Below are 21,573 nucleotides of genomic sequence, written 5' to 3'. Positions count from 1 at the left end.
GAGGATCAATCCGATGCCCGATGGCATGTTCATTCCGGCCGACCTGGAAAAGAAGGACGGCAACAACGTCACCGCTGAAATCGAGCGCGAGATCCGCTCCATCGGCGGCAACATCAAGACCCTGCAGGAGAGCGTGAACCGCGATCTGGAGGCCGTCCGCAAGGTCGCCGAGGAAGCAAAGGGCGCCATCGGCCCCGAGGTGAAGTCGCAGATCGACGCGCTGACCGAGTCCGTGCTGGCGAAGATGGACGCGGCCACCAAGCCCGTCTCCGAGCGCCTGGACGGCATCGAGGCCCGCATGAACCGTCCGGGGGCCGGAGGCTTCGGCGGCAACGGCGACGATGGGCTGGAGAAGCGCGCGGCCGAGTTCGCCCGCACCGCCCTGGCCGTGCGTGGCAACCTCAAGGCCGGTACGGTTCTGGACGCCAAGACCATCGACGTGGAGGGCTACAAGGCCTGGGAGCAGTCCTTCGGCCTGTACCTGCGCTCGAAGGACGACCGCGCCATTGAGGAGAAGGCCCTGTCGGTCGGTTCCGATCCGGACGGCGGCCAGCTCGTCCCGACGGCGGTCAGCAACCGCATCGTCATGCAGGTCTACGAGACCTCGCCGCTGCGCCAGCTCGCCACCGTCGAGACCATCGGCACCGACAGCCTGGAGATCCCGAACGATCTGGGCGAGTTCGATGCCGGCTGGGTCGGCGAGACCGAGGGCCGTACGGAGACCAATACCTCCACGCTGGGCGTGCTGCGCATCCCGGTCCACGAGATCTATGCGAAGCCGAAGGCGACGCAGAAGATGCTGGAGGACGCCTCGGTCAACATCGAGACGTGGATCGCCACCAAGATTGCCGACAAGTTCTCGCGCACGGAAGCGTCGGCGTTCATCTCGGGCAACGGCGTGAAGAAGCCCCGCGGCATCCTGACCTACCCGTCGGGGACCAGCGGCGCGAAGATCGAACAGATCGCCAGCGGCGGCGCCACCACCGTCACCGCTGACGGCCTGATCAACGTGATGATCGCGCTGAAGGACTGGTATGCGTCCGGCGCCTCGTGGCTGATGCGCCGCGCGTCGGTCGGCGCCGTCATGCTCCTGAAGGACGGCGACGGCCAGTATATCTGGCGGCCTGGTCTGGAGGCGGGCAAGCCGTCCACGCTGTTGGGCTCCCCGGTCTATCAGGCGGCGGACATGCCGGCCATCGGCGCGGGCACCCTGCCCATCGCTTTCGGCAACTTCCGCGCCGGCTACACCGTCGTGGATCGCCTGGGGATCACCGTCCTGCGCGACCCGTACTCGGCGAAGCCCTTCGTGGAGTTCTACAGCCGCAAGCGCGTCGGCGGCGATGTGGTGAACTTCGAAGCCTTTAAGCTCATGGTCGTCTCGGCCTCCTAAGGCCAGTCGCCATCGTCATCCATCGGGAAGGGCGGCTTCGGGCCGCCTTTCCCGTTTCAATAGGAGTTCCGCGCGATGCGCGACATGATGAACTGCTGCACGCCCAAGCGTGCCATCTCCCCGGCGGCAGCCACGACCGACAACACCGCCTTCGTCTCCCAGATCATTGACGTGCAGGGCTACGACAGCCTGACGTTCCTGATCCAGACCGGTTCGCTGGCCGATGCCGACGCCACCTTCACGACCCTCGTGGAGCACGGAGACGACTCCAGCCTGACCGACGCCGCCGCGGTGGCGGATGCCGAACTGCTGGGCACCGAGGCGCTGGCGAGCTTCACGTTCGCCGACGACAACAAGTGCTTCAAGATCGGCTACGTGGGCAGCAAGCGCTACGTGCGCCTGACCGTGACCCCGGCCAACAACAGCGGCAACGCTTTCGTGTCGGCCATCGCTCTGCTGGGCCACCCGGCGCAGCGTCCGACGGCCAACCCGCCGGCCTGATCGGCTGTGACCTGACCAGGGAGGCGGAGACCCCGCCTCCCGTTCTTCCCAGAGGAGGTTTCGGCCATGGCCGATGGCACCTATCAGACCAAGGTCTACGACAAGCTTGGTGGCGATCAGATGGTGGTCGCGTCCGGCGGTTCGATCAACATCGAGACCGGCGGGAAGATCCTTGCCAACGGCACGCAGGCATCTGCCATCGTCAGCCTGACGGACAGCACGGGCGGCACAGCGAACGACACCCTCGCGGCGGTCGGCGCGACCAACGGCGGCGATGTGAGCGGCGTGATCAACAGCAACTTCGCCGACCTGGGGGCGAAGGTGAACGCCATCCTCGCCGCACTGCGCGGCGCTGGCATCGTCGCGAGCTGACCATGCGCGCGCTAGTCCTGAAGGATCTCCCGTACTCGGCTGATGGCGTCCGCATCGTGACGCTGCCGGCCGGGCAGGAAGCCGACATTCGCGATGATCTGGCGCCGGGCCTGATCGCCGCCGGATACATCGCAGACGCCTCTCAGCCGCTCCAGGATAAGCCCGACAGCGCGTCGGCTACGGACGTGGCCGACGACCACCCGGAGCCCGCCAAGCGCGGCCCTGGCCGTCCGCGCAAGGGGTAAGAAATGCCCGTCCTCATCGTCGCCTCCGCCGTCGCTGATCGGTCCTTGGTGTCGCTCGCCACGCTCAAGACCGAACTCGGCATCTCCGGGACCGACTACGACGCCAAGCTTACGGCTTGGGGGAAAGCGGCGTCGGACATCGTGTGCTCGGTCTGCGGCATCGCGGCGGACCAGCAGGGCCGGCGGACGCTCATCACGGAGGCGTTCACCGTCTCCTACCGGGCGTCGGAGGTGCCGCAGCGGTGCGGTGATCCTGCGCCCCTCCTGCTGCCGTGGCGCTTGCCCCTGACCATCTCTGCGGTCACGGCGGACGGGACCGCCCTGACCGTCGTTGATGATGTCGAATGCGAGCCCATGGCGGGCCTGCTGTGGCGCCTGGACGAGGACGGCGAGCGCACCCACTGGACGCGCGGGCGGATCACCATCACCGCCTCAGCCGGATGGGCGCAGGACGACGTTCCCGAAGCCGCCCGGCAAGCCGTCATCCGCTACGTGCGGGAACGGTACGATGGGGACGGAAGGAACTCTCTGCTGAAGGCGGAGGAGTCCGACGGCGTGGGGCGTGACGAATACTGGATTGGCCCAACCAGCAAGGGCGATGCGTTGCCGGCCGATATGGTCGATGCGCTGCGCGCGTCCGGGCTGGTCAACGTGGCTATCGGGTGACGCATGCCGAGTGCTGCGCAGGATATCGCCAAGCTGGACCGCATGCTCAGCAGACGGGGCGCCGACGTAGCGGTGTTCCGCAGCACGTCCCGTGTGGACTGCAAGGCCAAGGTGCGCGGCCTGTCGGCGAATGAGATCCGCTCCGGCTCCATCTCCACGCAGGGGCAGTACCGCGCCATCCTGTCGCCTACGGCCTTCACGGCATCGGGGGCGGCGGTGACACTTCCGCTCCGCACCACGGACAAGATCCTGTTCAACGGCGCTCAGCGCACCATCACGTTCGCATGGCCCGTCCTGATGGGAGGAACGGTCGTGCGGATCGAAGTGGACTTCCAGGGGTAGCGCCGTGGGATCGAACATCACCCAGGTCCGTCAGCAGTTCATCCAACTGAAGCGCGATCTGACCGACCCGGCCGCCTTCGTGAAGATGCACGCCGAGACGGCGAAGAAGGCAATCGCCGACCTGGAGGCCAAGCAGGGGGCCTATCCGAAGCAGACCATCGTTGACGGCCGGCGCGGCGCCGCAGAGGAACAGGTCAAGCCGGGTGGTGTGATCGAGTACCACATCAACCCAGTGGCCGAGGCCATCGACGCAATTTACGAGGAGCTGGTGAAGCGCTCTCCCGTCGGACCTGCCAAGGGCGGCCACTACCGAGACGATCACCAGATGTTCGTGAACGGCATCCCCTTCAACGCTGAGGAGGCCGGGCGCAAGATCGAGGTGTTCCCATCCGGGACGGAGGTGGTGTTCATCAACACCCGGCCGTACGCTCGCAAAATCGAAGGTGGCTTCCGGCTGATCGGCAGCTTTGGGCGGACGGCAGACGACCGTACGCCGGGCCTGTCAGTGCAGGCCCCGAACGGCGTTTACGAAGTCACGGCGCGTGAGATGAAGCGGCGCTTTGCGAACTATCCGATGGAAATCACTTTCGAGTACCGCGCTGTGATGAATGAGTCATTCAACGTCGCGAAGGGCGAGCGTGTGCGCGGCGCGAAAGGGCGCTTCGTTGGCTGGAACGGCGGTGCGACCCGCTACCGCTTCCCCTGCATCGCGATCAAGGTGCTGTGATGATCGGACCCGTCGAAACCGCGCTGAAGGCCGCCCTATTGGTTGAGAAGGCGAACGCCATGCCCCCCGCTCATGCTGTGCTGACCGGGGTCGAGAAACTGAACGCCGGCCGCCTCAAAAGCGGATTGGAGTTTGGCAAGGGTGCTGCCGCGCGGGTCTGAAGCTCCGCGTTCGATGTTCTTCACGCTCATCTCTGACACGCCAGAGCGTTCGGCTAGATCGGTCTGCTTCCAGCCAAGAATGGCGCGGGCGGCGCGGATTTGAGCGGCGGTAATCATGGCCGCAAGGTAACGGTGAGCATCCTTCTGGGCAACCATTCTGACCGCCTCGGTTATTTTCACATTGACGGTCATAAGGATAACCGTTAGGTTTAGTTTTGTAAACGCAGCGCGTACCTGCCATACGGAAGATCTCTGTTCGGATTGGCGGGGTTAAGCAGCGCGGGGCGTGGACAGGCAAACCAAGGCGAGGCACATGAAGATCATCGTCCAGATTACGGGCATCGCGCCCTTGCTGATGAACCGCTTCACCGAAGCGAATGAGGTGCAGGTTTCCGGCGGCACTACGGTGTCGTTCAAGGGTGACAAGGGGACGCCGCGGCAGCAGGCGGAGCCGAAGCGCTATGCCGACGATCAAGGTCGGCTCTACATCCCCGGTCCGAACATTTTCGCCGCGATCATCGCGGCCGGCACCTTCCACAAGGCAGGGAAGTCGAAGCTGACCACCATGAAAACGTCGCTGATCCCCGCCGGGGTGATGGTGGACGATGTGGTGTGCCTTCTGACGGATGCGGCGGAGAACCCGCTGACGGAATGGGAGGTGGACAGCCGTTCCGTGGTCATCCCATCCACCGGAGGCCGCATCATGGCGCACCGTCCGCGTGTCGATGCGTGGTGCGCGACGTTTTCGCTTGACGTGGACACTACGATGTTTTCGCCGAACCTCATCCGCGCCGTTGTGGATGATGCCGGCAAGAAGATTGGGCTGGGCGATTACCGCCCGGCCCGCAAGGGTCCATTTGGACGCTTCGTCGTGACCAAATGGGAAGTTGCCGAGAGCGACGTGCTCAAGGCAGCGTAGCAGGCTGGGTTCTGCTTGGTGGCGTCAGGCCGGGTATAGCGGCGTCAGGCTCACCGTGGCACAGCGCAGCAATGCAGCGAAATGCAAGGGTAACAGGGCGGCTTTCGGGCCGCCTTGTTCGTGTCGGAGGCGAGCATGATTGGCCCTGTTGAGGATGCGTTCCGGAGCGCGCTTGCTAACGTGGCTGCGCCCTGGCCCGTCCGCTGGCCGAACTCCGAATGGGACCAGATGCCGGCCGGCTATACCCTGTCGGACGGCAACATGCCGCTGACCGCCGACGGATTGCCCGCCCCGACTATCGAGGTGGAGGTGATCGGCGGGCGGGATGATCTTCTCGCCGTCGGAGCCTCCGAGGACGGCAAGCGCACCTCCGATCTGTCCGGCCTGCTGCGCGTCTACCTGAGCGTCGCGCAGGGGGTCGGTCTAGACGACATCACCGCCAAGGCCGACGCCATCAAGCTGGCGCTGAAGCGGAAGACGCTGATCAGCGAGGATGGCAACCGGCTGGTCACGGAAGACCCGCGCGCCGATGACGGCGTGGCCGCCTACGAAGACGGTTCGCGCTTCTGTCGCATGCTCTCGGTCCCGTTCACCTACCTCTACCGCACCTGATCCCACACCCCACAGCAACCCTGACCGGGCCGTCCTTCTGGGCGGCCTTTTTTCGTGGCCGGTGTCCCCGGCCGTTTGCAGGAGGCACCACATGACCGTCTCGAACACGGCCACCGTCAAGGTCGCCGTCAAGTCCACGATGGTGAACAGCGGCACGCTGTCCACCGCGACGGCGCCGCTGGACTTCTCCGCGAGCTACACCCTCGCCAACGGCACCGCCGCCGATCAGGCAAACCACTTCTTCGCCGCGACCTACACCGGGGTAGACAGCACCGGCAATTCGCATGACCTGGCTGGCGGCTTGACCGATGCGTTCGGCTCGACCACCACGTTCACCGCCATCAAGACGCTGGTGGTCAAGGCCGCGTCCACGAACAGCGGCAACGTCATCGTCGGCGGCGCCGCTTCCAACGCCTTCGCCAGCATGTTCGGTGACGCCACCGACAAGGTCGCCCTGAAGCCGGGCGGCATCCTCGTTCTGCACGACCCGAGCGCGGCCGGCTACGCCGTCACCGCTGGCACGGGCGACCTGCTGAAGATCGCCGCCTCCAGCGGCACGGTCGATTACGACCTCGTGCTGATCGGCGAGGCGTAAGCTTGGCTGGCGGCTAACGCCGGGCTGTGGTACAAAAGCAGAACGGCCGAGGTGCTTGCGACACCGCCGGCCGTTCCTAACCACAACCCGCGCTGGAGGCGCGAGTCCATGGCTGAGAACACCCTACCGCTCTTCGAGGGGGCGGGCAAATTCTACGTCTACATCTACCGCGACCCGAGGCCGGGCAAGCGAGGTGTCCCGATCTACGTCGGGAAGGGTTCGCAAGCTTATGGCCGTGCGGACGACCACTGGGGCGGTAAAGCAACAAACCGAATGCTCAGAGGCATTCTCGCTAAGGTGAGATCTGCCGGCTTGGAGCCAATCATTGAGATCGTCGCTTGGTTTGATGACGAGGCCGCCGCGTTCTGTTTAGAGCGCTCTTTGATTGCAAAGTTCGGCCGTCGGGACCTGGGTTCCGGGACGCTTTGCAACATGACGTCCGGCGGTGAGGGTGCCGCTGGCGCCGTTCGTTCGAAAGAGACAAAGGCGAAAATCGGCGCGGGAAATCGAGGAAAGACCATCCCGCGCGATGTCGTTGAACGGATCGCCGCGCAATTGCGCGGCAGGAAACTTTCCGAAGAGCACCGCAGAAAGCTAAGCATAGCTCATACCGGGCGCAAGATACCGCCTGATGTGGCGGAGAAGGCCGCGGCCACCCATCGGGGTAAGAAGCGCCCCCCTGAGACTGGGCGCAAGATCAGCGAGATAAAGCGCGGAAAGCCTTGGTCAGAGGCTCGGCGCGCGGCTCACGAAGCATCCAAGGCGAAGCCGCCTAGCGCAGCGCAACGAGCTGCTTGGGAAGCGCGCAAGGGTATGATCGTCTCCGGTGAGACGCGCGCCAAGCAGAGTATTGCGCAAAGGAAAAGGTTCGCAGATGCAGCGCAATAACGGCGCTGCGTAATCATACTGATCGGCAATCGCCGGTCATCACCCGAGGCGCCGCTATGCGGCGCCTTTTTTCATGCAAAGCAGGAGTGAAAGATGACCGCACAAACGTCTGCCGGTTACGTCTTGTCTATCGGCACCACGGCGTCCAATGCGACGACTGACGTGTACGTCAACATCGGCGAGATCACCAACATCCCGGCCTTTGGCAAGCAGTTCCAGGAGGTCACGCATAACCCGGTCAGCAACCGCGAGACCCAGAAGTTCAAGGGCGCGTACAACTCGGGTTCCGTGACCATCGACCTCGCGATGGACGTGAACGACGCCGGCCAGGACGACGTGCTGACCGCGCTGGACAGCGACGACCTGTACAACTTCCGTCTGGAGTACAACGACGCCGCGACCGGCGGCGGCCATGGATCCTACCGGTACTTCAAGGCTCGCGTCATGAGCTACACCGAGAACCCCGGCAACGTGAACTCGGTGGTCACGGCGCAGATCAGCCTCGGCATCCAGGGCGCCATCACTCGCGTGGCGGCGACCTAACCGGCTCTCCCGGCCGGGAGCGGGCCGGCGGCGTGCGTGGGGTGCGTCGCCGGCCCTTCACCTTTCAAGCCCCACGCATCCCCACAACCCCACTGAGGATTTCACCCCATGAGCACCAAGAAGACTGCCGTCGTCACGGCCCCCGCGACCGAATTCGAAGAGATCGACGACCTCGCCAACCTGTCGTACGCCGACACGCTGGAATACCGCATCATCAATCCCGCGTCGGGCAAGCCGACGACCTGGGTGTGGACGCTCGCCGGCCCGGCGCACGCTGTCACGCTGGCGCTGGAAGAGAAGATCATGCGCCAGGAGCAGGAAGAAGAGTCCAAGCACGTCCAGGCGCGCATTGCCGCAGCCAAGGCGAACAAGCCGGAGCCGAAGCGGCCGAACTCGTCGCCGGCCGAGAACCGCGCCAGGAACGCCGAAAACCTCGCGGGCCGAGTGCTCGGCTTCACCCCCGTGAAGCTCGACGGCGTGACTTACGAGTACAGCCACGAGAACGCAGTCAAGCTGCTGGCTGACCCGTCGAAGGACTGGATCTGGACGCAGATCTTCAACGCTGCTACGTCGAAGCTGGGTTTTATGCGGAGCTTCGCGGAGACCTAATCAGGCACGCGGAGCACCAGTTCCGACTGTCGCATACCAGCGACAAGAAGAAGACCAGCGAACGGGAGCTCCTCCGCCGAAGGTGGAATAGGGCGGGGCCGGACGAGCGGCTGAACATCGAGCGCCGGCTTGAAGGTCCGCCCCTCCCGTCCCCGCTGCGCCATATCTGGCAGTGGTTCTTTGAGCTTTCTGACGCTCGGCCTTCTGGCGGCATGGGGCCTGCTTGCATCGGCTACCAAGACATAGCCGCATGGTCCCGGCTCACGGGACACCGCCCGTCGCCGTGGGAGGTCGCAGTCATCCGCGACCTTGATCGCTTGTGGCTGTCTATCATCCCAGATCCGAAGGCCGCCCCAGCCCCGGCGTTTGAAGATGATGGCGAGGTGGGAGGCGACGCGCTGCGGAAGCGTCTGGACCGCTTCGTGGATGCATTCAGTTGACCATCCGAGCCGAGGCGAGAGGGAAGGACTGAGGCGGTCAGGCCGCTAACCTGACAGACACCTGTCATTCGCCGACTGATTGCCCGCGCCCTCGAAACGCACTATCTTCGAGCCTAGGAGGGGCAAGATGGCCCTCTCGCCCCTCCAGGCCCGATCTTAGCCGTTCAGGAGGTCAAGCAGCCGCTTGACCACTTCCAGTGCTAGGATCAGGAGGTTGAGGATCTTTTCCATCCTCGGCCCTCCGATCAGCGGCGCGGGTGGTGGCCAGTCCGCCACCCGGTCCGCGCTTCCGATTTAGACTCACCTAAGACCGTACGGGCAACACTGAAGGTGCCGGTTAGACCATAACCGCACCCTCTCGGCGAGCCTTCCCCTACCTGACGTTCAGGCGGCATCGGGATGATGATCCGCCACATGGAGACAGCCATGATGACCAGAAGCGCCGATGAGCGCGTCCTGTGGGACAATGACGATATGCACGCGGCCATCTTCAGCGCCGTCTGCGGTCTGGCGGAGCGCCTGACCGGGCAGCGGATGGAAGTCACTGTCCAGCGTGAAGACGGCCGCGTGCTCCGCCTGTGCGGCGACGGCGTTACTTGGCTTCCGGCCGATCCGGCGGCGTCTTAAGGTAGCCCCGCTCGGACTCCGGAATGTTCGTCCATGCCGTACGCATTTCGGTGAAGGTGTCCACCAGCGCTTGGAAGGTCGTGTTCACCATACTCGCGTCCGGCCACCCATTCATGTTGTAGGCGTGCTCCCTGGCTTCATGAATGCTGATGTTCCTGGCTTGGAAGCCGTAGTTAGCGGCGAGAAACTCTCCAAGGCTGTAACTGGCGGAACTGGTTACCTTGGAGATCTCGCTGACCATGGCCCCGGCCGCGCTCCGGGCGCGCTCGTAGGCAGCAACGGCATCTCGGTAGCGGGTAACGTTTTCGTCCACTCTAACCTCCCTGAGCTATATGAGCGTTGGAGGATGACTCCGAAGCGAACCTGAGTCGAGTCAGTGCAACCGCACAGCTTCACTCGTGAAGGCAGTCAGTCAGTCATTTCAGCTTCTTGGGTGGCCGCTTCGGGTAGGTGGGGGCGGGCTTCTCGTCCCTGACGCTGCGCACGAAGGGGCCTTCGTCCTTCGGTTCGGCCTCAAAGGGGCGCTCTAGGGCTTCCCTGGAAATGCCGGCGATCCGCTCCCCAGCCTTGCGGAGTTCTTCGGCCGTCACCTTGCGCTCTAGGGTCGCTGGGTTGATGGATGCCTCGTCCGTGTCGCCTCCGCTCACATCGGCTGCAACGCGGAGCGCCTGGGCCATGCAGCTATCGCTGATCGACTGGGCCGCACCCCATTCCTCATCGGTCAGCCGCCCATCCCGGTGCAGCTTCTCCAGCATGGCGAGGAGGTGGTCGCCGCGGTGGCGCAGGTAGTGAGAGGCGACGCCTTCCCCGACAAGGCGGCGGATAGCTTCAGATCGCGGCGGGATATCCGGCGCCATCCGTCGCCATTCATCAACGGCGGAAATCATCCGGCCGGTGACTGAGAGGGCGATGCGGAGATCCATGATTTTCGGTCTGCTCATGCCTAGGCATCGTGCATGGGGCGTCACGTGAGTCAATGCGCATTCGGATGTCACAAACACTATTGACATGATCTAAAGCGTCACTGATGATCGTGACATCACAATCACGGGAGCATCAGTGATGGAGGCCAAGCTCGACCGTGTCGGCCGGAACACCAAGGCCCTTCAGGTCACCTTGGATGAGGACGACATCGCCGCAATCGACAACTGGCGGAAGGAGCAGCCGGGGATACCGCCGCGCGGATCGGTGATCCGCCACTTTTTCCGAAAGGGTCTGGGCTCCGTTGGCCTTGGCCCGAGCGCCGCACAGAGCGGCAGTTAACCGGCCTGCAAGCCGGAGAGCGCGACCACGGAATTCCCCGCTTCTCGGGGGCCGGTGGGTCGCATCAGTGACCACCCTACCGCGCTGGGGCCTTGCAGCTCCGGCCCCCGAGGAGACAACCATGCACACGTTCGTAGAGCAATCGCATCCGGAGTTTGTGCGGGCGCTGGCAGTGCAGACAGCGGACCGTATCAGCCCGAATGCTGCGGACTTTGCCGCAGACGCCGACCCCGGTCTTGTTGCCGCTCGCGTCTATCTGAACGAGATGATCGCGGACCCGCAGCATCGCGCCGTGGTTCTGACGGTTGAGCCTGCCATGGCTCGCGCGCTGTTGGAACTGAACACCAGCAATAGGCCAGCAAGCGGCCCTACACTCAAGAAGTACGAGGCGCGCATGCGCCGCGGGTGGAAGCTGACGGGCGAGACTATCATTGTCAGCCGCAAGGGCGTTCTGCTCAACGGGCAGCATCGCCTTCGCGCGTGCATTTCGTCCGGCAGGTCGTTCGAGGTCTTCCTGGCCTTCGGCATCGACGACGACGCCTTCGCCTACATGGACATCGGCAAGACGCGGGGCGCGGCCGACATCTTCTCAATCTACGGCGTCCCGAATGCCGCCGCCATGTCGGCGGCCAGCCTGTGGGTGTGGAAGTACCAGAACACCGGCATGATGGAGCCGGCTTCCTGGCTCAAGCCGACGCACGACCAGCTTTACGAGTTTTTCAAGGAGCACCATGGGCTCCAGAAGTCGTACACGGCCGGGCACCGCTTCGCTGACAACAAGGTGGCGCCCCAAGCCATCATGACCGCGCTGCACTATCTGTGTTCGAAGGTGAGCCGCACCATCGCGGATGACTTCTTCGAGAAGGTGGCGACCGGCATCGGGCTCAAGAAAGCGGCTGAACCGGCGGCCAAGCTCCGCAAGCGCCTGCTGGACGACAAGATCGGCGGGCGCCGCCTCGGTGATCTCTACGTCGGCGCCTACACCGTCATGGTCTGGAACGCTATGCGCCAGAACAACCCGGTGCCGCTGATGCGCTGGCGCGGCGAACAGAACCCGGATCAACCGTTCCCGAGGATCGTCTGATGGAACTCGGCAAGGTCTACACCGATAGCCTGACCATCCCGGAGCGGATGCGGGCGCTGGACGAGAGCAAGGTGGCAGACCTCGCCAAGTCCATGGAGGCTATCGGCCTTCAGCAGCCCATCAGCGTATGGTCGCCCGACGAAAAGACGGCTGTGCTGGTCGCCGGGCATCATCGCTTCGCCGCCGCTGTCCGGCTCGGATGGGACGAAATCGACTGCATCTTCGTCAACATGGACGAGACGGATCGGCGGCTGTGGGAGATTTCAGAGAACCTGCACCGCTCGGAACTGACTGTGCAGGAGCGCGCAGAGCACATTGCCGAGTGGGTGCGGCTCACCGAAGCCAAGCACGTTTTGCGTCAACTTGACGCAAAACCTCAGGTCGGGCGCCCGGAAGGTGGCGTGCGTGCTGCAGCGCGCGAACTCGGATTGACCGAGCCAGAGGCCCGCCGCGCAGTCCAGATTGCCGGCATCAGCGATGACGCCAAGGAGGCTGTGCGCGAGGCGGGACTGGGCGACAATCAGTCTGCCTTGCTGGAGGTAGCTCGGACGCCCGCCAACCAGCAGGTGACGAAGGTTGCTGAGATCCAAAAGCGGCGCCAACAAGGATCGGTGTCGAGCACGCTTTCCATACCGCGTGACCCGGTGAAGGCGGCAGAGAAGCTAAGCAGCACCCTGTCGCTGTCGGAGTTGACGAGCCTTCTTGAGGTGCTGCTGCGCTCCTTGAAGGAGCGCCAGGAGAAGGAGGCGGCCTAAAACGAAACGGCGGCTTGGTCTTGCCGGACCAGCCGCCGCTCAGAAGACCGGCCTTTGCCGAGGACGGTCAGTGTCAACCGGATGAAGGAAGCATCAGATGACGGGATTGAATATGGCACGGGTCCCAGGAGATGGCAACCGGGCCTTGGTTATCGCATACAAGACGACGCGCTACCGCTGCCCCTACTGCGACAAGAGCGGGGCGAACAAGAAGCGGATGCAGGAGCACGCGAACGACTGCATCAAGGACGAGAACACGAAGGCGTGCGCCACGTGCTCCGCCGACCAGTCGTTCTGGCTGCGCTCCGACAGCGGCTCGCTGACGCGAGAGAACGGTTGCGCCAAGGGCGCCCGTGAGTACGGGAAGACGCTGGTCAAGCGCTGCCCGCACTGGCAGGCCAAGGGGGAGTAACCGCCATGCGCACCATTCAGACGAGCCGCCGGGCGCTTCTCAGCGGTGGAGGCGCGGTAGTGCTGGCATCGGCGGCGGTAGCGGCTCCGGTCGCCATCATGCAGAAGGTTAACCCAGACGCCGAACTGTTGGCGCTAGACCGGGAGCTTTCCTCCATCCGCCAGCGCCTCCACGAGATGCCGTCTGAGGACGATCCGGATTTCGCGCATCCCATGTGGGCTGAAAAGGACGCGTTGGAAGACCGCATGTTGAGGATCCAGCCGCAGACCGGCGCAGGCATCGCAGCCTTCCTCCGCATCGTCTACGACCACAGCGCGGACCTCATGAGATCTGCAGATGGGCCGCCCGCGGATTGCGATTGGAGCACGAAGATGCTGTGGACGGCCATACAGGCGGCAGAGCGCATGGCTTCGGCCTGACGGGTAGGGCGGCTCTGGAAGGGGCCGCTCTACGCCTTGTTCCGCCGTTCCAGCGCCTCCCGGACCAGTTGTCCGGCGGTGGGTGCGTCGCCGTCCATGATAGAGTCTGAACTGATAGGCGGCGCTTCTGGAGGCGGTTTCCCAGGGCGCCGCTCAGGTGCAGCAAATACGGCGGGCTCGAGTCCGGCACCTTCGTGCTTCCCGATGATGGGAATGCGGTCGGCGATGGTGTTCAGCAAGCGAGTGGATGCGTCGGAGTTTTTCAGCATCTCAGCCATCCATCCGAAGGCGGTAAGGCTGCCGACCCCGGATGCGAAGAAGATGATGAACGCTGAGAAGTCTCGCATGGAGAGCAGTGCGGCGAGCGAGCATATCGCGAAGCTGATAATTCCCAACACCCATAGCCAGACAACCATGTGCGGTCTCCCTCCCGTTCTCGCGTGATGATGCGCGGTAGCGGGGCATCTGTCCAATTCAAGATTTCCAACGAAGGCGCCCGGCTAGGCCGTGGCGCCTTTTCTCATGGGCGGGCCAATGGCAACTGAGCGGAATGAAATTGTAACCGTCCTCACGGTTTCCGCTGACCCGGCTATCGCTAAGGCCAGGGAATTCGCGGCGGCGCTGGACGAGAACCTTCGCGCTGTTGAGCGGAATGTTGCTGGCAATGCCAAGCTCGGAACCGCCCTCGATAACTCCGTGAAGGTATCGGCGCGGCAAAAGCGCGCCCTTGACGACGTTCTTACCAGCATGGATCCGACCTATGCGGCGCACCAGAAGCTTGCCGCAGAGACGGAAAAGCTGGCGCTCGCCTCACGTGGGCTCGTATCCCAAAGCACGGCGGTCGGAAAGTCCAATGAGTATCTGACCAGCGCGTCCGCGGTGCTCGCCGAACGGCAGAAGCAGCTCAACCAGATCCAGTCCGAGCTTTCGCGCGGCATGATCACCGGGAACCAAGCCCTTGAGCGCATCTCGGCTGGTATGGGGAACGCGGCCGGCTCCACGAAACTGACCGCGCAGCAAATGGCTGCGCTGGCTCCCCAGGTCAATGACGTCATCACGCAGCTGGCTAGCGGAACTCCGGTCTTTCAGGTGGTCGCCCAGCAGGGTGGGCAGATCACGCAGGCCATTGGCGGCATGGGGAATGCCTTCCGCTTGGTGGCGTCCCCGGCTGGGGCTGCGGCGGTTGCAATCGGGGCGGTTGGGGCTGCGGCAGCGCTGGTTGGCGCTCGGATGCTCCAGATGAACGACGAAACCCGTCGTCTGACGGCCCTGACGCAGTCTCTTAACCCGCAACTCGGTGCAACGGCCGAGCAGCTTCGACAGATCTCCTTTGCGGTGGCGGAGCGTGGCGTTTCCCGGTCTGAAGGCATGGCGGCTGTCGAGGCCGTCATCAGGAATACCCGCATTCAGTCTGCGGCCCTCGCTGAAACCATTGCGAAGCTTTCTGTTGACCTCAGCGCTATCCAGGGCGGGAAGCCGGAAGAATGGGCTGTAAAACTTGCCGACGCGGCAGCAGGCGGCGCGCAGGGCTTCAGCCGCCTTCTTGACGTGCTCCCCGGCATCCGCTCCGAGACCTTGGCCGCCGCTCGCGCCGCTGAAATGCAGGGGGACCGACTTGGCGCGGTCAATCTTGCCCTTGCCGATCTGGAGAAGCGATACGGCGGCTCGGCCAAGGCGATGAAGTCGGAGTTCGGCTCCGCCGTCGATGACATGATGAAGAAGTTTGACCAGTTGGTCGAGCACATGGCGATGGCTACCAAGCCATTTGCCCAGGCGGGGGCCGCCGCGCTTGGCCAAGTCTTTCAGGGGGTTGATTGGTGGGTCAACGGTAAGCCGCAGAACGTTCAGAATGCGGACGCCATGGCCGACGTTGAGCGCCGGCTTAAGACGAGCATGACTGTCTTGGGGCAGCTCACGGAGGAAGGCGCCCCAGCCGAGCGCTTGGCGCAACTGCGCAAGCAGGTCGCCGACCTGCAGACGCAGTATTATGGCCTAGCTGCTGCCGCTAACGATGCCGGGAAGGCGACGGCTGCGGTCGGGGGAAGTGGCGGCGGTGCTGGCGCAGGCGCGGCGAATGGCGCCCCTGGAGGGACGCCCCCGTCCGGCTCCATCGTCGGCCTGAACGATCAGGACAAGGACAAGCTGAACCTCGCCACGGAGGCGATGACCCGTCAGGCGCAGGGGGCGCGGCTGCTGGCCGACAACCTATCGGTCACGGCCCGTGCGTCCGCCGAGAACCGGGTTGCCCTCGCCGAGATGGCGATGCAGTACCCCGGCCTTGGGGCGAAGACGGCCGAAGCCATCCTGACCAGCAAGGACTTCGGCGCCACGCTGAAGACGCTGCCGCCCGAGCTGCAGAATGTCTTCCGGTCGATGGAGCAGAATTCCGCCAACAAGCTGGCCGGTGATCTGGCGATGGCGACGGTCGGTCTCACGTCTGAGGCGAACGCTGCCCGTCTTGCCGCGGAAGCCGCTGGATTAGGCGAAGCCGCCATGCGCCAAGCCTCCATCGAAGCGGAGGTGTACGCGCACCGGATGGACGGGACCGCCGAGGCCGTGCGCGCTGCCCGAGAGCAGCAAGAGCAGTTTGTCCGCCAGCAGATCCGCAACGACTTCTCCCGCGGCATTGACCTCCAGGTGGCGGCGAACGACCGGCTTGTTGTCGCCATGCGCCAGGGCGTCGCCGAGACCCGCAACGCGGAGATCTACAACAAGGCCGTCGCGCAGGCCATGCGCGAGACGGTGCCGCAGTACGACGCTGCCGGCAACGCGACTGGCAAGTTCAGTCAAGCCATCGCTGAGAACGTCGTTAAGCTGAAGGAGCAGCAGCAGTCCGCCGACAAGGTGGATTTGTCCAACTACTCGAAGCAGTTGGACAATGCCCGCCGGGCGCTGGTGTTCCAGCAAAAGACGGTCGGCATGTCGGCGGAAGCGAAGGCCGTCGCCAAAGCCGAATTTGACACGCTGGAGTACGCCCGCCAGCGCTATGGCGAGTACGAGAAGCTGACCGACGCGCAGCGCCAGGAGGTGGATGCGCTCGTAAATGCCGCCCGCCAAAATGCCGTGCTTGAGCAGTCCGTGCAGCGTCAGCAGTCGGCTTGGACGGAACTGACCGGCACTCTGGAAAAGGCGTTCGACCGCCTGGGCGATGCTCTCGTGCAGGCGTTCGTTGCGGGTAAGGGCGAGGCGGTAAACTGGGGCAATGTTACCCGCGCGATTATTTCCAGCATCGCCGCTGACCTCATCAAGATGGCGGCCATCCGGCCTTTCACGAACATGGTGTTCGGCCAGTCCCAGCCGACGTTCTGGGATGCGTTCAGCGGGAATGGCGTCGCGGCCAACCAGAACGGCGCGGCTGGCGGCGGGATGGGCGGCACCAGCAACCTCCTGTCGGCGGGCAGCAACCTTTACAGTTCGGCCACCGGCACGAACACGCTGGGGACCTTCGCCACGTCGCCCATGGGTTACAGCCTCGGCCTGTCGTCCAACGCGGTGGCGCCAGGGACAGGCATCGCCGCCGGCTATGTGGACACCATCGGGGCAAGCCAGATCACCAACGGCATGACGCTGTCCTCCAGCGGGCAGGCGTTGAGCGCGATTGGCAGCGCCGCGCCGTACGGCATGATCGGCGGTATCGGTGGCGCCTACATCGCCAACAACTTCGCCAACGGCAACCGCGTGGTTGGCGGCCTATCCGGCGCCGCGCTCGGCGTCGGCACGATGGCGGCCGGCACTGCGGCCATGGGCGCTATGGGCATGGGCGCGGCGGCGGCCGGCATGTCCGGCATGGCCGGCGCGTCAGCCGCCTTGATGGCGATCCCGGTCTATGGCTGGATCGCCGCCGCCGTGCTGGCCGCCGTGACCGCCATCATGGGCTCCCGTGGCAAGGCGCCGATCCCGTACGGCGGCGCCTGGGTGAACACCGATAGCACCGGCGTCGTGACCGACCGCGCCGCCGGGGCGGAAAACGGCGTCGATCAGAAGGCGCTCGAGCAGCGCGTCGATGCGATCAACTCGGTGATGAGCGGGTTGGCGCAGGCCGGCGGCTTCACCTACGGCGGCATCAATCTCGCCTCCGAGTACCAGGGCGGCAAGAACGGCAAGGGCAACCGGACGCTGATCGGCGGCTGGGGCGGCACGCTGGTCTCGACCAGCGACGACCCGGCACGCATCGGCCTCGACGCGCTGCGCTACCTGCGCGACAACGGGCAACTCACCGGCGGCAGCGACCTGTCCAAGCGCGTGCTCGACAAGGCCATCGCCGACGGGAAGTCGGATACCATCGGCGACGCCATCAAGGCGGTTGGTCTCGCCAAGTCGATCACCGAGAGCACCACCGCGCTCTCCGAGTTTGACAAGAGCCTGCAGGGCGTCGCTCTGCGCGCGAAGAAGGCTCAGGCCGACGCGCTGAAGCCGTTCCTTGAAGAATTGGAGATTGCCGGGAAGTACGACATCAAGCCGGAATACGCTGCGATGGCAAAGCAGCAGTTCACGTCGATGATCGAGGACTTGCGCGACCCGAAGCAGTACACGCAGGTCGAAATCGACATGGCTACGCTGCGCGGCACCTTCGGCGAACTGCACGAGGCGGCGGCTCGCCTGGATCCCGCGCTGGCTTCGCTAGTCGATACGATGGGTGCCGAGGCCATCGCCGTTCGTGCGGCCAACCAGAACAAGGCGTTGAACGTTCAGCTTGCCGAGGCGCTCGGTCACGGCTTCATCAACCAGATCAACGATGTTCTGGAAAACGAGCAGATCAGCGCCCGCAACCTGACGGCGCTCGGCCAGCCGATCACCCGCGCCCAAGAGATCCGCGCGGCCCAACTGGACAACATCCTGAAGGGATTGACGGGCGACCAACTCGATTTCGTCACGGCCACCTACGGCGCCACCTCCGACATCGGCAAGCTGGCGCAGACGATCAAGGCGCTCGGATCGGCCGGCGGCGACGTGACGAAGATCGAGCAGTCCATCGCTCAGATCCGCATCGACAACGCCAACGAGACGATCAAGCTTCTCCAGGAGCAGCAGCAGACCGCCCAGCAGGCGAAAAGCACCTGGGAGGGTCTGGTCCGCTCCGTCTCCGCCACCCGCCTCGGCCTGCTGACGGACAGCAACCTCTCTCCGCTCTCGCCCGAAGCGCGGATGAACGAAGCGCTGCGGCAGTACCGCGAGACGCTGGCGAAGGCGCAGGGCGGCGACGCCACCGCAGCCGGCGACGTGCAGAACCTTGCCAAGACGGCGTTGGAAGCGGCGAAGGCATTCTACGCCAGCAGCCCGGATTACGCCAAGATCTTCACCGAGGTACAGGACGGGCTCGGTGGGGTGGAAAGCGTGGCTGCGCGCCAACTCACGGCGGCGAACGCCACTCTGTCCACCCTGCAACAGTCGCTCAACACGCAGCAGGGCATTCTCAACGCCTTGAACAAGCCGACGGCGACGGGCGATGTAAACTCGATCCTGTCGGGCCTGAACGCCGGAAACCTGTCGGACATCTTCCAGTGGGCGCAGCGCTCTGGGGATGCTGGCCTTGTCCAGCGCGTCCTTGAGACCGCCGACAGCCGGTTGGGCTGGCAGGCCAACCCATACCGCTACAAGGCGTCCGATGCCGTCAGCGCCCTCGCCAGCGGCTTCGGCGAGTCTGATTACATGCAGATCGGGCAATCCATCGGCTTCGGAGGCACCTACGCCCAGCTGAACCCGTGGATCGCGGCCTTTGGCAAGCAAAGCGCCTTCGAAGATGCGGTGCGAGCCTATGCGGCCAATCGACCGACCCGTGTGGTGGACACCAACCCCGCACCAGAGCCCAAGCCGATCATCGACCTGACGCCGCAGGAGCGGGAACGTCGCTACCTTGCTGCCAACCCGGATGTGGCCGCAGCGGTGGCGGCCGGCGCCTTCGCTTCGGGCCAGGAGCATTGGGAGCGGTACGGCCAAGCGGAGGGCCGCGCGTACCAGAACGGCGGCATCGTCGGGAACGGCGTGTGGGGCATGGACTCGGTGCTTGCTCGCTACGCGGGCGGCGGAGAGATCGCCCTGGCCGGCGGGGAAGGCGTGCTGACGGCGGCGGCAACCGCGGCCATCGGCGGCGCTGGAGCCATCGACTACATCAACCGAACCGGACGCTTGCCGGCCAATGACCGGTGGGGCGGGAACGTCATGGAGTATCGCCGGCCGGCACAGGCTGGCGGTGGAGGTGATGCGGCTGGTGAAGTGCGCCAGCTCCGCACTGAGGTGGAGAGGTTGCACAAGACCATAGACCGCATGGCCGCGATGCTGGGCGACCAGGGGGCGGAGCAGATCGACCAACTGGCCGGCATCCGCACCAACACCAAATCCGACACTGGCCGGAGGTTCGTGGCATGACCGCGCTCGTCTGGCTCATGGAAAGGGATGTGGTGCACCTTGCCTCCGGGCATGTGCACCGCTTCTACTTCGCGACCGCTCCCGGCTACCAGTGCAAGCGGACGGACAGCACGCCTGATCTGGTCTATGTGCCGCTTGTGGATCAAGCCGCCAACCTGTCCGTCACGGTCGCCAGCTATGGCGAGGTTGCCGGGGATACGCGGATTGAGGTTGGTGAAAGCCGCCTCATGAACACGCATGACTGGCAGAACGGCATCCCTATTCGGTACTACGACGTGACCGCCGGAACCTGGGGGGTTCTGCCGACCGGGGCGCGCCCCCTCAACCACCTCTGGACCGACTATGCGCGGGCGGCATCTCGCCTTGCCGTGCTGGTTGGTCCGGAGACCGGATCGCGGGACGCGGACTTTCAGACGCGGTTCGTGGTCGGCGAGGAAATGGCCGCGCTTGAACGCACCGCCATTGTCCTCCGCCCCCGCGACAAGGCGTTGGACTTCGACACGCCGTTGCAGGTGGAGACCTACGGCGGGACGGGAGGGGTGGACGGCACAGCCGACCTTGGCGGGAAGACCAAGGAGCGGTGCTTTGGGCACGTCCTGTCCATGGAGCCGACGTACCTTGGCATCGTCGATCTTGGCGACGGGCCACTGCACACCTACGGCACCAACGGCGGCCATCCCATCGAAGGCGTGGTGAGGTTCCGTGATGGCTATGTCGATCTGACGGAGGTCACCAGCGGCGTTCCGACCTCCGGCCAGTGGAAGCAACGCAAGACCACAGGCATGGTGCAGTTGGGCGGTTCGTCTGGTCAAAACCCGGTCGCATACGGCGCATCCTGTGAGGTGAAAGGAGACAAGACCGGGGGCGTGTGGCGCGTCACCATCGCCGACCTAATCCGCTTCTGGGCAACCACGCACAGCGGCATCCTGTCGGACCCGTCGCAGATCGACACGGCAGCTTTCTCCGCGCTCAACGCGGCGGCCCCATACACCATCGGCAAATGGCTACCCGCCGGCAGCACGGACACGCTGCGAACCCTCTTTGATGAGGCCGTGCAGTCGGCGCGGGCCTACTGGCTCATGGACGAGACGCAGAAGCTTTCGGTTGGGCAGATCCTCCCCGCGTCGGGAACGCCTGTTCGTACGTTGCGGCGCGGTTCCGATCACATGGGCCTGATCCCGCGCGACCCGAGTGAGCGGAAGGTTCCAGCGAAAGCGGCGCTGATCCGAACCGGCAGAAACTACGCCGTCGCTGATACAGCCACCCTGGACCGCAACCTAACCGGAGATGCTCGCAACATCGCGACATCGGAATGGCGCGAGTCCAGATCGACCGACGATGCCGGCGTGGTGGCTGCCTATGGCTCCAACATCGCCCGGCTGATCGAGCGCGACACCTTGCTCCGCTACGCCGCAGATGGGGCGACTGAGGCGGCGGCGCTCCGGGACGACACCAAGATGCCGCGGTACGTCTACGAACTGCCCTGCGCGCAGTACTTCACCGACGTGCGGCGCGGCGACGTGGTGCAGGTGGTCGATGATCTGGCCGGCTACGAGTCCGGCGGACTTCTCCGCGTCATCGGCGTCCAAGTCAACCAGCGCGCCAAGCTCTCCACCTTCATCCTCCGCGAGTAGCCC

Annotated in this window: 26 protein-coding genes; 22 read left to right on the top strand and 4 right to left on the bottom strand. The window is 64.6% G+C overall.

All coding sequences use genetic code 11. From position 1 onward, the window contains the following. Nucleotides 1-13: 13 nt before the first annotated feature. From ACRWK7_RS32015 to ACRWK7_RS31985, 7 genes are all read left to right on the top strand, one after another. Nucleotides 14-1,390 carry a phage major capsid protein gene (locus tag ACRWK7_RS32015; RefSeq protein WP_431861389.1) on the top strand — a complete coding sequence of 459 codons (1,377 nt, stop codon included), beginning with the start codon at nucleotides 14-16 and terminating at the stop codon, nucleotides 1,388-1,390. Between the two features lie 75 nt (nucleotides 1,391-1,465). Beyond that, nucleotides 1,466-1,891, top strand: a complete 426-nt coding sequence (locus ACRWK7_RS32010) for a hypothetical protein (RefSeq protein WP_431861387.1) — start codon at nucleotides 1,466-1,468, stop codon at nucleotides 1,889-1,891. 66 nt (nucleotides 1,892-1,957) lie between these two features. Then, nucleotides 1,958-2,263, top strand: a complete 306-nt coding sequence (locus ACRWK7_RS32005; protein WP_431861385.1) for a hypothetical protein — start codon at nucleotides 1,958-1,960, stop codon at nucleotides 2,261-2,263. A gap of 2 nt (nucleotides 2,264-2,265) precedes the next feature. Then, nucleotides 2,266-2,508, top strand: coding sequence for a hypothetical protein (locus tag ACRWK7_RS32000; RefSeq protein WP_431861383.1), 243 nt, complete (start codon nucleotides 2,266-2,268; stop codon nucleotides 2,506-2,508). A gap of 3 nt (nucleotides 2,509-2,511) precedes the next feature. Continuing rightward, nucleotides 2,512-3,174: a hypothetical protein gene (locus tag ACRWK7_RS31995; RefSeq protein WP_431861381.1), complete on the top strand. Its 663-nt coding sequence runs from the start codon at nucleotides 2,512-2,514 to the stop codon at nucleotides 3,172-3,174. A gap of 42 nt (nucleotides 3,175-3,216) precedes the next feature. Then, nucleotides 3,217-3,516 (top strand): hypothetical protein, encoded by a 300-nt coding sequence (locus ACRWK7_RS31990; protein WP_431861379.1) that lies wholly within the window; start codon nucleotides 3,217-3,219, stop codon nucleotides 3,514-3,516. A 4-nt stretch (nucleotides 3,517-3,520) separates the two neighbouring features. After that, entirely contained in the window at nucleotides 3,521-4,243 is a 723-nt protein-coding gene (locus ACRWK7_RS31985; RefSeq protein ID WP_431861377.1) for a hypothetical protein, read from the top strand. A gap of 35 nt (nucleotides 4,244-4,278) precedes the next feature. On the opposite strand, the gene ACRWK7_RS31980 is transcribed toward ACRWK7_RS31985, so the two are convergent. Then, on the bottom strand, nucleotides 4,279-4,596 hold the full coding sequence (locus tag ACRWK7_RS31980; RefSeq protein WP_431861376.1) for a helix-turn-helix domain-containing protein: 318 nt from the start codon (nucleotides 4,594-4,596) through the stop codon (nucleotides 4,279-4,281). A gap of 121 nt (nucleotides 4,597-4,717) precedes the next feature. On the opposite strand from ACRWK7_RS31980, the gene ACRWK7_RS31975 reads away from it, so the two are divergent. The 8 genes from ACRWK7_RS31975 (at nucleotide 4,718) to ACRWK7_RS31940 (ending at nucleotide 9,637) form a co-directional block, all read left to right on the top strand. Then, nucleotides 4,718-5,323 (top strand): hypothetical protein, encoded by a 606-nt coding sequence (locus tag ACRWK7_RS31975; RefSeq protein WP_431861374.1) that lies wholly within the window; start codon nucleotides 4,718-4,720, stop codon nucleotides 5,321-5,323. Between the two features lie 180 nt (nucleotides 5,324-5,503). Next, a complete protein-coding gene (locus tag ACRWK7_RS31970) occupies nucleotides 5,504-5,935 on the top strand; it encodes a hypothetical protein (protein ID WP_431861373.1) in 432 nt (143 codons plus the stop codon). A gap of 91 nt (nucleotides 5,936-6,026) precedes the next feature. Next, complete coding sequence (locus ACRWK7_RS31965) at nucleotides 6,027-6,530, top strand: hypothetical protein (RefSeq protein ID WP_431861371.1); 504 nt, start codon at nucleotides 6,027-6,029, stop codon at nucleotides 6,528-6,530. 108 nt (nucleotides 6,531-6,638) lie between these two features. Then, entirely contained in the window at nucleotides 6,639-7,418 is a 780-nt protein-coding gene (locus tag ACRWK7_RS31960; protein ID WP_431861369.1) for an NUMOD3 domain-containing DNA-binding protein, read from the top strand. 93 nt (nucleotides 7,419-7,511) lie between these two features. Then, nucleotides 7,512-7,961 carry a hypothetical protein gene (locus tag ACRWK7_RS31955; protein WP_431861367.1) on the top strand — a complete coding sequence of 150 codons (450 nt, stop codon included), beginning with the start codon at nucleotides 7,512-7,514 and terminating at the stop codon, nucleotides 7,959-7,961. A 108-nt stretch (nucleotides 7,962-8,069) separates the two neighbouring features. Then, nucleotides 8,070-8,570, top strand: a complete 501-nt coding sequence (locus tag ACRWK7_RS31950) for a hypothetical protein (protein WP_431861365.1) — start codon at nucleotides 8,070-8,072, stop codon at nucleotides 8,568-8,570. Further along, on the top strand, nucleotides 8,498-9,010 hold the full coding sequence (locus tag ACRWK7_RS31945; protein ID WP_431861799.1) for a phage tail assembly chaperone: 513 nt from the start codon (nucleotides 8,498-8,500) through the stop codon (nucleotides 9,008-9,010). The genes ACRWK7_RS31950 and ACRWK7_RS31945 overlap by 73 nt, the downstream gene beginning before the upstream one ends. 426 nt (nucleotides 9,011-9,436) lie before the next feature. Continuing rightward, on the top strand, nucleotides 9,437-9,637 hold the full coding sequence (locus ACRWK7_RS31940; protein WP_431861363.1) for a hypothetical protein: 201 nt from the start codon (nucleotides 9,437-9,439) through the stop codon (nucleotides 9,635-9,637). Here the strand turns inward: ACRWK7_RS31940 and ACRWK7_RS31935 are convergent. Beyond that, nucleotides 9,603-9,950: a hypothetical protein gene (locus ACRWK7_RS31935; protein WP_431861361.1), complete on the bottom strand. Its 348-nt coding sequence runs from the start codon at nucleotides 9,948-9,950 to the stop codon at nucleotides 9,603-9,605. The genes ACRWK7_RS31940 and ACRWK7_RS31935 overlap by 35 nt on opposite strands. 103 nt (nucleotides 9,951-10,053) lie before the next feature. Then, nucleotides 10,054-10,578: a hypothetical protein gene (locus tag ACRWK7_RS31930; RefSeq protein WP_431861359.1), complete on the bottom strand. Its 525-nt coding sequence runs from the start codon at nucleotides 10,576-10,578 to the stop codon at nucleotides 10,054-10,056. Nucleotides 10,579-10,699: 121 nt separating this feature from the next. Between ACRWK7_RS31930 and ACRWK7_RS31925 the strand changes: the two genes are divergently transcribed. The 5 genes from ACRWK7_RS31925 (at nucleotide 10,700) to ACRWK7_RS31905 (ending at nucleotide 13,570) form a co-directional block, all read left to right on the top strand. Further along, nucleotides 10,700-10,900 (top strand): hypothetical protein, encoded by a 201-nt coding sequence (locus ACRWK7_RS31925; RefSeq protein ID WP_431861357.1) that lies wholly within the window; start codon nucleotides 10,700-10,702, stop codon nucleotides 10,898-10,900. A gap of 121 nt (nucleotides 10,901-11,021) precedes the next feature. Then, on the top strand, nucleotides 11,022-11,984 hold the full coding sequence (locus ACRWK7_RS31920) for a hypothetical protein (RefSeq protein ID WP_431861355.1): 963 nt from the start codon (nucleotides 11,022-11,024) through the stop codon (nucleotides 11,982-11,984). Next, nucleotides 11,984-12,739, top strand: coding sequence for a ParB/RepB/Spo0J family partition protein (locus ACRWK7_RS31915; protein ID WP_431861353.1), 756 nt, complete (start codon nucleotides 11,984-11,986; stop codon nucleotides 12,737-12,739). Before ACRWK7_RS31920 ends, ACRWK7_RS31915 begins: the two co-directional genes overlap by 1 nt. Before the next feature lie 145 nt (nucleotides 12,740-12,884). Further along, a complete protein-coding gene (locus ACRWK7_RS31910; protein ID WP_431861351.1) occupies nucleotides 12,885-13,151 on the top strand; it encodes a hypothetical protein in 267 nt (88 codons plus the stop codon). Nucleotides 13,152-13,156: 5 nt separating this feature from the next. Further along, nucleotides 13,157-13,570, top strand: a complete 414-nt coding sequence (locus tag ACRWK7_RS31905) for a hypothetical protein (protein ID WP_431861349.1) — start codon at nucleotides 13,157-13,159, stop codon at nucleotides 13,568-13,570. Nucleotides 13,571-13,599: 29 nt separating this feature from the next. Here ACRWK7_RS31905 and ACRWK7_RS31900 read toward each other — a convergent pair whose 3' ends face one another. Beyond that, entirely contained in the window at nucleotides 13,600-13,986 is a 387-nt protein-coding gene (locus tag ACRWK7_RS31900; protein ID WP_431861348.1) for a hypothetical protein, read from the bottom strand. A 118-nt stretch (nucleotides 13,987-14,104) separates the two neighbouring features. Here ACRWK7_RS31900 and ACRWK7_RS31895 point away from each other — a divergent pair, with 118 nt between their 5' ends. Together ACRWK7_RS31895 and ACRWK7_RS31890 are read left to right on the top strand one after the other, a co-directional pair. After that, the gene (locus ACRWK7_RS31895) at nucleotides 14,105-19,936 is read left to right on the top strand and encodes a phage tail length tape measure family protein (protein WP_431861346.1); all 5,832 of its coding nucleotides are present in this window, start codon (nucleotides 14,105-14,107) and stop codon (nucleotides 19,934-19,936) included. Next, a complete protein-coding gene (locus tag ACRWK7_RS31890) occupies nucleotides 19,933-21,570 on the top strand; it encodes a hypothetical protein (RefSeq protein ID WP_431861344.1) in 1,638 nt (545 codons plus the stop codon). The genes ACRWK7_RS31895 and ACRWK7_RS31890 overlap by 4 nt, the downstream gene beginning before the upstream one ends. The last annotated feature ends 3 nt before the right edge of the window (nucleotides 21,571-21,573 follow it).

This window comes from Azospirillum sp., assembly GCF_050789165.1.
The sequence above is the reverse complement of the archived record's forward strand: the minus strand, read 5'-3'. Positions and strand labels throughout refer to the sequence as shown.